Here is a 12,108-nt window from a genome sequence, read left to right on the forward strand (position 1 = left end):
CCGGCAACGATCTCGGCGAACACGGCTTTGACACGTTTGCGCCTCGACGATACGCGCCACCAATGCTGAGCCGGGCCTGGAGCGTCCTGAGGTGGCTTGTCGGCACCCTACTCTCGACTGCGTTGCAGTCGTGGCTGAACTGGATCCTTTCCTTCGCACCCGCCGCCGGGGTCGTTCTCATCGCATTTCTCCGAGGCCTGCCGTGGTACGGCACGGTGCTCCTGGCACTCGCCACCATCGCGCTCTCGCTGGTAATCGTGAACCAGGTGAGCGTCCGGCTCGATCAGAGACGCGATCCGGGCTCACTCCGGTTCGAGCTGCATGGTCACTTCGGAACGATTTCCCAGTTGCCCCCGTCGCAGATCGTCGCCGAGATCCCGGTTATCTTCGAGAACACCGGTGACTTGGCGACCGTCGTCAAGCAGCCGTACTACAGCATCTGGCGACGGCGACGGCTGCTGCCGCCGGCGCTCGTTGACACCAGGTTCACGCTGGAACCGGAGTACTTGGACCTCGATCGGCACGGAAGAGTCGTGGCGACTGGATTCGTCGCGCCGAAGATCGGCATCGAGGGCTTGACGATTCCCCGCCGCACGCGAAAGGGATACGAGCTGCGCCTGTATCGCGGCTTACCCCTCGAAGGCCTCGGTGGTCCCCACCCTGGTCACTTCATCGAGGTCTGCATTCCCGCGATCGGACAGCCTGACTGGCGAAGGAAGATTCGGATCGATGAGTGGCCGCGCGCGGTCGGCTTTCCCGGGCGGCTTCGGTTCTGACATGGACCCCCTCGGGGTCTCCAAACGAACTCGCGGATCGCCTCCAGCACCCCGATCGGAAAGTCGATCAGCATCTCCTCGGTCGGGTGCACGGCGACCAGCGAGGCTACATCTCGGTCGACGTCTCTCTCGTACTCCGCGAGCAGGAACTGCGCCCCGTCACCGCGTTCGAAGACGACGGCGTCGTGCTCAACCCGAACCCACTTCTCCTGGCTGTAGTCGTAAACGTCGATGCCGACGAAGACCGGGGACCACGGCTCCATCGATGAGGACGGCAAGCCAAACGAGCCCACGTACACCGGCTGACCCGGGGCGGTCGTCCGACGTCCACGGGGCGGGGCAGGTCCTCGATCGGTCGGTGGGCGGAATGCCGCTCTCGTACGAGCGGTCCGTCGACGACGTGTCGGAGGCTGCCTTGAAGCGGAAGTAGACAAGGCGATCATCCCGAAGAAGACGACGAGCGCGAAGAGAGCACCCGTGAGAGAGCGGCCCACACCACCTCCCAAGCCCACCAAGCTCGTTGACGTGCGCCCGACCCTCGCGCAGTCGAGCGGGCGCTGAAGACGATGCGAAGCTACCGGGGACGCCGGCCGTCAGGCGGCGGCGGTCGGCGCCCTGCGGCTTGTCGGCCCACCGACCACCTGATAGCCCCGGGCATGAAGCGGATTCTTCGGGTCGCGACGGCCGTTGTCGTCACCCTGGTCGCGCCGCTCGCCTCCGCAGCAGATCCCGCCGCTTGCCTAGGACCTCCCTGGTACACGTGGATTGGTCCGTGGATCGTCGGGGGCGTCGCGATCGCGGCTCTTCTGCTGAACTTCCGTAATTCTCGACGCGACGCCGAACGCCATGAAAAGGCGGCCCAGCGCGAGGAAGCGGCCGCGCAGCGCGAGGAGCTGGCAACCCGACGCCACCTAGAGGCGACCGTCCGCCAAGAGCGGCTTGCTCTCGTGCAGGCCGCGTCAGCGTTCATGCCGCAGATCTTCGACACGGCATCGCCGGGCGGCTCAATCGCCGACCAGAACATCGCTCGCGCCGCCCAGCGGCTACTCCTCCGGCACATCGCACGCGAGCTGTCCGAACTCGGTCTCGACCTTCAGCTACCACCCGGCTGGCCGCAGCCCTCGCCCCCACCGATCGTAAGCGTTGTGGGCGGTGGGCTCCGCATCACATTCCACCCGGTCCACCGGACCGCTGTGATGGACAAGCTGGGGTCGCTCCAACCAGCGGGCGTCGGTGAGGTTGTGCAAACCGAAGACGGGGAAACGATGGAGGTGGTCGCGAGGTTCAGGGACCTCGCTGCCGCGAACCGTGCTGAGTTCGTTCAACAACGATACGATCCTTCGCCCGCAGATTTCGGTGAAACGGGTGGAGTGACGCCTTCCTTTTCTCCTTGCCGTGGAACCCGGATCTCCGCAGAACCCGCCGCCCGACGAGGTGGCGTGGGTAGCGAGTTCATCGCCTGTGGAGCCGGTGGTTGTGGGTTCGAGCCCCGCCGTCCGTCCGTCGGACGTAGCTCAATCGGTAGAGCACAGTAGATCTCGCTGCCGGTTGTTTCCCGCCGTCAAGCAACCGCGGAGGCAGCCAGGAGTTGAGTCACTACGACGAGCTGCAGGCTCAGCTCCTCGCCGCCGCCGAGGAGGATCTGCGCCGCCACCCGCTCTTCGAGCTGACGCCACAATCGCTGGACGATCGCACGATTCGGGCAGCTGCGATCGCAGACATCGCCACCAATGAGTGGGCGATCCGCAACCTGAAGCGGATCCAGGACGCGATCGGCGAGGACGTCCCGAGTGTTGAGTGCTTTGCGCCGAGCGGTCCACGGCGAGCATCGACAAATTTCTAAAGAAGGAGATCAGGCGCGGCGAGGTGCGCTGCTCAAAGGACGCAGCTCGAACCTCGTCGCGCTCCGTCCTCACGGGGACTTACCAGCCCAGCCGGACCTCACCGGACAACGAGACCAGGGCGGTACCGGCAAAATTGGCTCCCCAAGTTCCTCGGGAAGAAAGGGCGTCGGCGATTCCCAACATGCGACGGCAGTCATTGTCGTAGATCGCAAAGCATGGACACGGCAACCCCGTTCAGGAAAGCATCCCGTCGCGCCAGACGTCGCCGTCGCTCCAGCTGCTTGGCGGAAAGCAACCCGTTGGGTCCAGGTACCGCACCGGCAGTTTGTCGAACGACATGATACGGGAGCCGGTTCCACTCATCGCCTCCGATGTAGCCGAACTCCTAGGCTTCGGCGATGGAAGCGGGTTCGAGCGGTCTAGCGACAACACATTTACAATATTCGGTGTCAGTTTGAGATTGACGACACCGATGCGTTTATTTTTCTTGTCGACGGCAGTCGCGGGGTACCCATTCGCAGAACATGGCACCAAAAATGTAGCGGCCACCTCCGGCACTGCGCTGAACCGTACTCCGTTATCAAGCACAAGTGCGGTGACGACGGATTTTCCGAGAGACTTTGTAGTGATAACTACCGCGCATTGCGGCTCGGGCGTAACTCCTGGCGTAGGCGAGCGTTCCGTCGTATGAGTCGGCGATGGAGAAGCTGAAACGACAGGCGATGGCGATGCTTGCGGTGTCGAGGTCGGGAAGGTGCCGGGAGCTGAGCCCATGAGCTGCCATGCAGCGGCTCCGGCAACGAATGAGATAAGGGCGATGACGGCAAAGACCGCAGGAACTCTGACGCTCATCTTTTGCCGCCCTTGCGTCCCATCCTGAGGGTCTCACCTAGCGATTTTGCGAGCTTGCCGTCCGGTGGCTTATCGAACAGGGCGTTCAATCCGAATGCCGAAAGCACGACACCCGAGATGATCAGCGTGGTTGCGAGCCCGCCCGTAAGTGCACTGGCAGCGGTCAGCATCATCCAGGCACCAAGGCCCGAGTGCGCCATCCCCGCGCCGATTCCCAAGACTCCACCCAGCAGCTGCCGTTTCTGCCAACCGTCGAGCGCCTTCTCAAGGAAAGCGCTGCGCTGCTCAATGGGCAGAGCCCAAGCGGCCTGAATTGGAAGCGCCAACTTTCCGTATTCGTGATAGACGTCGGCGCCTGTTCGAGGGTCGAGTCCGAAAGCAACCCCATCATCTTGAGACGGCGGCGGAGCTGGCGCTGCTGGAGGGTGAGTGTCGCCTGCGGAACGCGCCTTCTTTCTGGAGGATGTCGCGCTCTTAGCCTTAGATATTCGCGGATTTGCCCGGGGCTTTTCCGCCCGCTCGTTAGTCGAAGCCTTCTCGCTCGATGATTTCTCTGCTTGCGGCTGAGCAGTATTCTCGTCCTTCTGAGAACTGTCGCCGGCCTTGCCTGGCGCGTCTGATGCGCCTTGGGTTTCTTGTTGAGTAGCCATGCATCAGCTCCGAAGGCGGCGAGGAGCCCAGCTATCACCTCTTCGTCTACTCTCGCAAGAGCGCCGAACGGGGTCAGCTCTCTCAATTTGGCCCGCTCCCGATCAGACAAAATTGCCCAGTGAAGCGCCTCGGTTTCCCCGAGGCTTCTTTTCTTGGGAAGGAAGGAGCCATCGTGAGACCGACGAGGTTCGCCCGGAGGTACGGGAGCGCGCGGTTCGGATGGTTCACGTGAAGGCCGCTGTCACTCTCGCGTCGACCGCGCCGGTGCTCAAGACGAACGCGTGATGCGTGGTCCACGCCATGGCGAAAGCGGTGACGGCAAGAAGCTGCGCTACTCCGTGACGATTTGGTAGGGCGGATAGAATGTCACGCCGTCCACCTTGCCAAGCGTGTACGTCCTATCCGTGGCCTCGCAGTTGTTCGTCGTCAGAATCCGAAATGATCCGACGTGCCTTGGTGAACGGGGCTCGCTCGTGAAGTACACGGTTCCGTCGCCAGCCAAGAACGATGTCACCGTGTATCCCGGTGCCGGCATCTCGACGGGATTCTCTTGATTGCCGGCCGGGAAAGTGTGCGCCGGTCCCGTGCAGTCGTTGCTCTCGTAGAACAGGCCGCTGTCGACGCCGTACAACTTGTCGGGACCGACCGAGAGGACGGCCTCTACGTCGCCGGGAAGCTTCATCACGAGGGACGCCAGGGCACCGGGTCCTGGGTGCTCACCACGCCCATGACCGTACCGTGACTGTCCTTCAAGATCGCGTGCTTCGGCGGAGGCGAGGGCGGCAGATCGAGGTCGCTCGGGTTCAGCGCTACCTCCGACGCCTTGCACGCGGTCCGCACGCGGATCGCGGCGCCGTCTCTCACGATACCCTGCGCGTTCACGCGGTTGCACATCACGAACGCATCTGAGCCGCGGGCAGTAGCCGCGAGGAGGATAGCAACGAGCGCGAAGTGTCGGATCATGGGATCTCCTGAAGTCATGTGCGTCGCGTCTGATCGCTACTGCACATGTTGCTGGTACAGGTGTGAGCCGGCACGCCACAATCACAATTTTGCACGCAGAACTCGCCCACATTGCATCGCTTGCGGCACGCGTCATAGCCGCAGTCGACTCCCTCCTCTCCGACGTCTGCGCTCGTCCCGTTGAAGCACGTAGTTGGCTTGCAGATCTTCAGCCCGGCCCAGATTCCACAGCCAGTATCGTCAAGGATACAATACGTAGTACTGCAATCCGTAGCCGAGTTGCAGGTCTTGAACTCGGGACACAGGCCGCAACGACTGCCGCCGCAGTTGACGTCTGACTCGTCCTGGTTCTTAAGGTTATCGCCACAGGTAGGCGGCAGTGCCTGACACGACTTTACGCTGAACACCATGACGGATGCGACCACACCCTCCGCCGCGAAGTCGGGGTCGATCTTGAGCGCGCAAGCCCACCGGCGATTCTTGGCGAGCGCCTTCAGCCGGTTCGCGTCGCTGAGCCGAGTCACTGCAATCCCTCACCGCCGGCGAACCCAGGCGCCGTGACGATGAACCACTGCCCTTCCGCCGAAGTGTCATTGAACACGCGGAACTGAACCTGCGCTACGACGCTTTGAATGGCAGCTGCCGATCTGGTTGCCGAAGGAGCGTCGCCGTCACCAGTAGCAGTGCAGCAAGAGCCTTCATTGCGACCTCCGCCCTGTCAAAGCATTCATCAGCTGGTCGAGCGGCAATCGGAGAAGCACGTCAGGCAGTTTCTCGCGCGGCAGCTCTTCGATCCGCTGAGCGACGTCGCGCAGCAGACGGGCCGCGTCACGCCGCATCCTCTCGCCGATCTCGAACGGGATCACGTTCTCGCTCACGGAACCGTCGCCGTGCTCGGGCAGGTGCCTCCGGTCGCGGCGTAGCCCACCGCGCCGTACGGGCCGAACGACATTCCCGTTAGAGACGGCAGCGAGAGATCGGCCGAACTCGCGTTCGTTGAGAGGTAGTTCGCTTCGGCCCGGATCAGGGCGAAGTTGAAGGTCACATGCGAGCCGTCGGACGCGGTGCATGCCGTGCCGCCGCCCACACGCAGGTGGTCAGCGCTCAGCAAGATTCCGTCGAAGCCCTTGCACCGCCCTTTCCCCGGAATCCGGAAACCCTTCCCGACGTACGTGATCCCCAGATCCGGTACGTTGATACAGAAATCCTTCGCAACGGCGGTCGTCCCGATCGCGAGACACCCCACGACCAGACCAGCGATGAGCGGCTTCATCGGCACCTCCCACGAGGGCCGAACTCTGGCACGACGTCCCGAGCGCGAGCAACCGCTCCCTTCGTCTACGGCAGCCTCGCATACCGCTCGTAGCTTAGCGGCATCCCGCCCGACGGCCGATCGAGCAGCTTCCCGACCCCGCGTCGGGCAGTTCCCCGTTTTCGCCACCTGCGAGCACGGGAGGCAATCGATCAGCCGCATCCGCGCGACACCGCGTCCCGCTCGATCGCCTCACGGTTCATTGTCCCGGCGAGCCCCTTCGCCTACAGTAGCCAGCAATCGCGCCGGGCGTCGACAATTTGGAAGAACACTCGTGCACGCCGTTGTGCGAGGTCAGGCGAAATCCTCCCTCCCAGATCGCCCATTCGTATCTCTCAGAAGTCGAGCCTGCCCATCGCTTTGTCGAGATCCTTCAATACTTGCGCACCACCGCCATGGGTCGACCGGCGCATCCGAACCGCTTCGTCAGTACCCCCCTGTGACAGTACCCGAACTCGCTTAAGCCGCTCCTTCTCCCCTTCGAACTCCTTTACCCAACCATCGAATAAACTTCCCGCTCCATTGGCTGTCAGGTCAGGACTCTTAAGCATCTGCTGGTACGCTGCAATCAGCGTTGCCTTGCCGCGTTTGATCCCGGATTCTCCCTCAAAGATTGCCGCCAAGGCCTCCGCCTTCATTGGAAAGAATGGCAATACGTTCTCATCTTCACGCGCTTCTGAACCACCAACGCCAATTAGTACAAAATCGCTGGACTGGTACGGACCCGATTCCTCGTTCGCTCCGATCCGAAGCCTTCTGTCTGCGACACATAGCTGAGAAACCGGCGGAATGGGCGGCGCCACAATCGCCGTGAATCCCGACGTCAGAGGGTTGACTATTGATGTGGCCAGGGACATCCGCGCCCCCGCCAATAGCTTGGTTCCCCCTAGCCCGAGGAGTCCCTCGATACCTCTCAAGACTACCTCTCCAGTCTTGCCGATAGCCGCCATATCGCTCGGCCCTCCCAGCGCCGCCGAGAGGCTTTCGACAAGGCTTAGTAGTACGCCCGCATGGTTGACCCGCTCGACCTGGTAGAGCGCCACGGATATCGCGACATCGTCTCCCCGGTAGGGGTGAGGGCCCGTTACCTTCGTATCGAGCAATACTGACCCGTGCAAAGGCTTGTCGCCAACCTTCTTCGTCGCAATCAAGCTCGGCCCGATCACTTTTGGAATCGCTACTCGCTCATTTCCATAATTAAACTCGACGACGATGACGACCAATGGATCAAACTCCGACCACCACTGTCGATTCTGCGTCAGGTGCATTTCGGTAAGCCAAATCGTAAAATACATCTGATTTCGACGAATGATCGAGCCAGCCGATCCGCGTGGCAAGCACCGGTCCCGTTCAATGGGCACGACCTCCGGCAGCGGAATATTACCCCTTCGCATTTCGGACCATAGATTTACCACCGGAGCGAACAAGCTATTCACGGTTATCCTCATCGCATAGGCCGTCGTTTGTGGCCTTCACCTGCAAGACAGCCTTTTCGTCGCCGACGAATTTACACCCGCCTCGATCAGCTTCAACGATCTTTCTGCCAACTGCGCGCAAGTCTTCGTCGCTGGCACTGTCTGTCCATTCCCGCCAAGCCGCTCGGAGATCCCACACTCGCACGACGTTACTCGCCCCGACCTGCTGCGTGTCGATCATGACCAAGAAGTCGCCGCCAGCCGTGAACTGTAGCTTTCTGCCCAACGGGGGTACCCCTTCCCGCGATGGAGCCGACAATAACGGACCTCCCAGGCTCGACCGCGCCACACTGGGCGTTTCGTCGTTTTCTACGACGAAGACCGCGTATCGATACGGCCACGCCACCCGCCAATGTTCCCCTACCCTTATCGCGGCCAACGGCGGCAGCTGCCAGAACACGCCCGACTGGCCGAGGTGCTCCGATCCAGCGGCTTCAACCTTCACAATCTCCGGCGACCGCGACCGCCCAGCATCTGTCGAACCAGCTGTTCCGCGCGACAGGTCTACTATTTCAAAATCATGATTACCATCAAGTTTGACAATCGCCGCATCGGCATTCGGCGCGAAGGCAAACGTCGCGATCTGCCGCTCCGGAATACCAACCTGATGTGGTACCCTCGCTACCAATTCGCGATTCTCTATCTTTGAGCCGCCGTCAAGGTCACCGAACACTAGGTCTAGTCCCGCCCAACGAGAGCCCGCTGGCACATCCTCGGCGACGGCCACATTCCCCGCGCTTGCTTTCACGTCTTCATCCAGCGCGCCGTATCGCTGGGCGACTCCGACGCCCTCTGACAGCAACGGCGCAGCACCAGATATGTGGCGCGTTACAGTTAGCGATGCCGGTTCAGGTATGACTACGTCATTCCCGGCCAATTCTTGAGTACCGAAGCGTAGTATTTGCGACGTTCCGCCACCCGCTGTCGGCTTTTGAAGGATTAGCTTGCCCGCCGCGAACGAGGGGAATGCGGGCCACGGCTGGCCGAAGTCGGGGTATTTCGCAAGTGTCGCCGCCCATACGTTGCGCGCCTGCCGCTCGCCGTCCTTCCAGAAGAAGGCCTTGCCGTCGACCAATGCAACGGGACCGATTCCCCGAACAACACCAATTGCGGGACTCGGCACCGACATGGAGGAAGTCCACTCTTCTCCTACGGGGAGCGCATGATCTTCATGATTGGGCCAGTCGAGCTGAGCGCCGCTCGTCGCCAGATCATATATCCTGAGAGTATCGCGCTGGAGAACCAGTATGGCGCCCGTGTCTGTATCCAAACCAATTGCACGACCCCTAGAGACGAATCTTGGCGCACGGCGCAGCACATCTCGAAACGCATCAATCGTCTTTGCGCGACCGGACCTATTCGAACCAGCGATTCTGTCGTATACACTCACTGCATGCTCGGTCTGCTCCAGATTGTATAGTAAGGCCAAGATGCTTCGATCATAATTTCGCTCTTCGGCTCCCCGAGCATACGCATTGCGAAAGTCGATCGCGTCGGCTTTAACGCTGGCCAGCGATCTTGACCGGTCGAATATGATCCACCCCGCAGCAAGAAGAATCGCGCCTACTACCGATAAGCTTGCGAGGACAATCCAGCGTCGCTTTCTTCGTTCTTCAACCCTCGCCCTGATGGCCCCACCGTATTCGTCGAACCAGCGCGACAGTATGACCGCAAGCACATCATGCTTCAGACTAAAAAGCAGCGCGGGACCATTACCGCCAGCCCGAAGCATTGGATGCGTCCCGCGGGTCATTAGGAGAAGTCGTCGGGAGATGTCGTCGCCAAGCTTTAGTTCTTCACCACGGGCAGTCAGCACGTCCAACGGTTCGGTCAAAGAGACGACCGTACCTCCTCCCTGTCGACTCACAAGAGAATGAAGCAACAGATACCAGTTGTCCGTTTCGTCGCGCCCTCGTGGCGACACACTGTTTATTCCTAGTTCGACATATGAACGTACAATGCCGCGCACCTTTCCGAGAGTCTCGTAATCCTCGACCGCTATTTGACGTTTTGTGGTCGTCAATTGGGCGTACAGTGCAGCACAGACGACCTGCAGAGCCGGCGTAATTGAAGTAGGGAACTCCCTCAGGAGATCGGCGACGACTACATCCACAACACCCGGAAGGTAAGAGAACTTATAGACTGAAGAGTCGTCGACTCGTGCTTCCGTCGGAGCGGTCACGATCGCCGCCAGCTTTAGTCGATCGCGGAGCGAACGAAGAAGAAAAGGTTGGATACCGCCGGTTGCCGGTCGCTGGCCCAGACGGCTGTCGCTGATTTGCAGCTCATCGCGGAAACGACCATAGTATTCGGTTCGCAGCGTCAAAACGATGCGGATGTCGAGATTTCGAATGTAAATCTCTTCAAGAAACCGAAAAAACCGCGACGCTGGAACTGCCACGGCCTCTGGGTCGTCTAGTGCACGTGTGAGAACCTCCTCTGCTTGATCGAGCAAGATGACTAGCTTTCCGGGAAGATCGGCAGATAGATCCATTAATGTGTCGAGCAGTCGCGTGCCGAGGTCGGCTAGTCCCTCTGATTCAAGAGACAACTGCTGCCTGATCCTCTCGCGGGCGTTTTGATCGACGTGAGGACCGCCATCCGACGATGCTAACGTATCAGCAAATACCTTCGGTTGGTCGACGGCCAGCCGGAGGGAACGAGCCAGCGCACGAAGCGGATCCTCAGTACATCGGATGACGGTATCGTCACTATTTAGAAAACATAGCGGGAGTGTGTGCCGTTTCAGATAAGGAATTAGCCCTGCGCGTAAGAACGACGACTTCCCGCAGCCGCTTGAGCCGTGCAAGAGCAGGAATTTCAGACCGTAGCCTAGCAGTAGGTCCGCGCACTCTCGCACTTCACCGTCGCGTTCGCGAAACAGAGCGGCGTCGCTCTCGCGATAGAAGTCTAGGCCCAGATAGGGGTTTTCTGGCCATGCGTTCGGGATTGCTTCCGCACCGAGATTCAAGACGCCAACCCTTCCAAAGGACTGCTCAGCCGAAACTCGCGCCTGGCATAGCACGTGTAAAACAAGTTTAACGGAAACACTGTCGGATCGTCGCTCTGCTGAAGCGCATCAATCGCTTCTCCCAGGGTCCGACCGTTGGCGCACAGGTTCCACATAAGTTGGGTGCCACACCTTAGAGCAACACTATTTAGAATCTCCGCCTCCGTTCCGACAATTCCGCTAAAGCCGGGGCGCGCCACGGCCGACAGAAGTGAGCCGCCAGCCGCTCCCATGATCGACAGGCAGCAGTTGAGAATTAGTAGTGTCAAGGGACCGTCGCCAGGTCGATTGAAGCGCTTCGAGAATGAGCCGCTGTCCAACGTCGAGTCCGACAGGCTGAGAATGTCCCCATCAGAATGGGCCAACACAAAGAAGACGTTGCCAACGCAGCTATCCCACGCCTCTCGGGCGCTGCTCCAATCATAGTGCTCCTTGAGTGGAATATTGAGGAGTGAGCGCAGCTGGCGGGTTTCCCGGGGATCGAGCGCCTCGACGGCAAGCTCGAACTCCGCACGATTTAGTGCATAGAGCGCGCGAAACTCCTTCGGATCGAGACACAGGAATCGCTCATCATCGGTACCACTATTTTGTACGACCACAGTGATACGCAGCTGTGATAGCCAGAACTGATCGAAGTGGGCTCGCCGAGGAGATTCCGGAGGAGCTTTTATCTGCCCCTCGAAGAGAAACCCGAAGGGAAGCGTTACGTCATCATCTGCGATATGGACCAGCAGTTCACCGTCTGGCTTAAGAGCATCGATGGCTTTGCGGAGGTCCGCTGCGGGGCCGCTACCGTCAAAGATCGCGTCATAGAGCCCTTGGCCGGATTCTTGGAGTTCTCGCAGGATAGCACAATAGTTCGTCCAGCCGACATCTCGCGGATTTTGCAAAGGTTGATTTGCACGGACATACGCGCTCAGAGCATTCAGCGCTGTTCTTATCCGGCGGCTTCGTGTCCGTAAGAGTGCGGCTTTCAGACGAAACGGGGTGGTCCAGCTGCCATCCGCGCGCTGTCTGTTAATCTTTATCTCTTCTCCATGAGAGGCCAGTTGAATCGCGAGACGCCGCGAAGGTTGCTCTCTTGTCATTTGTTGACCTTATCAATCGTAGGCCGCTGGAAGCGGCAGCGGTCCGGTTTTGCACGCGTTAGGTGGTCATGCAGAGGCGACTGGAGTGATTGGTCGACTACTGAGTTCTGAGAAAGGCGGCATTTGCGCGAACTACG

The 12,108-nt window shown here is 60.3% G+C and carries 11 protein-coding genes; 3 read left to right on the forward strand and 8 right to left on the reverse strand.

Going from position 1 to position 12,108, the window contains the following annotated elements; genetic code table 11:
• The first annotated feature begins 62 nt into the window (after positions 1 to 62).
• From VFC51_12220 to VFC51_12230, 3 genes are all read left to right on the forward strand, one after another.
• Positions 63 to 776: a hypothetical protein gene (locus VFC51_12220; GenBank protein ID HZT07790.1), complete on the forward strand. Its 714-nt coding sequence runs from the start codon at positions 63 to 65 to the stop codon at positions 774 to 776.
• A gap of 86 nt (positions 777 to 862) precedes the next feature.
• Positions 863 to 1,045 (forward strand): hypothetical protein, encoded by a 183-nt coding sequence (locus VFC51_12225; GenBank protein ID HZT07791.1) that lies wholly within the window; start codon positions 863 to 865, stop codon positions 1,043 to 1,045.
• Between the two features lie 1,319 nt (positions 1,046 to 2,364).
• The gene (locus tag VFC51_12230; GenBank protein ID HZT07792.1) at positions 2,365 to 2,619 is read left to right on the forward strand and encodes a hypothetical protein; all 255 of its coding nucleotides are present in this window, start codon (positions 2,365 to 2,367) and stop codon (positions 2,617 to 2,619) included.
• Between the two features lie 849 nt (positions 2,620 to 3,468).
• On the opposite strand, the gene VFC51_12235 is transcribed toward VFC51_12230, so the two are convergent.
• From VFC51_12235 to VFC51_12270, 8 genes are all read right to left on the reverse strand, one after another.
• On the reverse strand, positions 3,469 to 4,122 hold the full coding sequence (locus VFC51_12235; GenBank protein HZT07793.1) for a hypothetical protein: 654 nt from the start codon (positions 4,120 to 4,122) through the stop codon (positions 3,469 to 3,471).
• Positions 4,123 to 4,454: 332 nt separating this feature from the next.
• Complete coding sequence (locus VFC51_12240; protein ID HZT07794.1) at positions 4,455 to 4,805, reverse strand: hypothetical protein; 351 nt, start codon at positions 4,803 to 4,805, stop codon at positions 4,455 to 4,457.
• Positions 4,805 to 5,086, reverse strand: coding sequence for a hypothetical protein (locus VFC51_12245; protein HZT07795.1), 282 nt, complete (start codon positions 5,084 to 5,086; stop codon positions 4,805 to 4,807). The genes VFC51_12240 and VFC51_12245 overlap by 1 nt, the downstream gene beginning before the upstream one ends.
• 698 nt (positions 5,087 to 5,784) lie before the next feature.
• A complete protein-coding gene (locus VFC51_12250; GenBank protein HZT07796.1) occupies positions 5,785 to 5,964 on the reverse strand; it encodes a hypothetical protein in 180 nt (59 codons plus the stop codon).
• The gene (locus VFC51_12255) at positions 5,961 to 6,359 is read right to left on the reverse strand and encodes a hypothetical protein (protein HZT07797.1); all 399 of its coding nucleotides are present in this window, start codon (positions 6,357 to 6,359) and stop codon (positions 5,961 to 5,963) included. The genes VFC51_12250 and VFC51_12255 overlap by 4 nt, the downstream gene beginning before the upstream one ends.
• A gap of 374 nt (positions 6,360 to 6,733) precedes the next feature.
• Positions 6,734 to 7,834: a hypothetical protein gene (locus VFC51_12260; GenBank protein ID HZT07798.1), complete on the reverse strand. Its 1,101-nt coding sequence runs from the start codon at positions 7,832 to 7,834 to the stop codon at positions 6,734 to 6,736.
• A complete protein-coding gene (locus VFC51_12265) occupies positions 7,827 to 10,844 on the reverse strand; it encodes a hypothetical protein (protein HZT07799.1) in 3,018 nt (1,005 codons plus the stop codon). The genes VFC51_12260 and VFC51_12265 overlap by 8 nt, the downstream gene beginning before the upstream one ends.
• Positions 10,841 to 11,971, reverse strand: a complete 1,131-nt coding sequence (locus tag VFC51_12270) for a hypothetical protein (protein HZT07800.1) — start codon at positions 11,969 to 11,971, stop codon at positions 10,841 to 10,843. Before VFC51_12270 ends, VFC51_12265 begins: the two co-directional genes overlap by 4 nt.
• Positions 11,972 to 12,108: the final 137 nt, after the last annotated feature.

This window comes from Chloroflexota bacterium, from assembly GCA_035652535.1.
Taxonomy (GTDB): Bacteria; Chloroflexota; UBA6077; order UBA6077; family SHYK01; genus DASRDP01.

Excerpts from the sequence above, each read along its gene's own strand:
- VFC51_12220 (HZT07790.1), top strand. The coding sequence starts at position 63 with ATGCTGAGCCGGGCCTGGAGCGTCCTGAGGTGGCTTGTCGGCACCCTA.
- VFC51_12235 (HZT07793.1), bottom strand. The coding sequence starts at position 4,122 with ATGGCTACTCAACAAGAAACCCAAGGCGCATCAGACGCGCCAGGCAAG.
- VFC51_12240 (HZT07794.1), bottom strand. The coding sequence starts at position 4,805 with ATGAAGCTTCCCGGCGACGTAGAGGCCGTCCTCTCGGTCGGTCCCGAC.
- VFC51_12245 (HZT07795.1), bottom strand. The coding sequence starts at position 5,086 with ATGATCCGACACTTCGCGCTCGTTGCTATCCTCCTCGCGGCTACTGCC.
- VFC51_12255 (HZT07797.1), bottom strand. The coding sequence starts at position 6,359 with ATGAAGCCGCTCATCGCTGGTCTGGTCGTGGGGTGTCTCGCGATCGGG.
- VFC51_12270 (HZT07800.1), bottom strand. The coding sequence starts at position 11,971 with ATGACAAGAGAGCAACCTTCGCGGCGTCTCGCGATTCAACTGGCCTCT.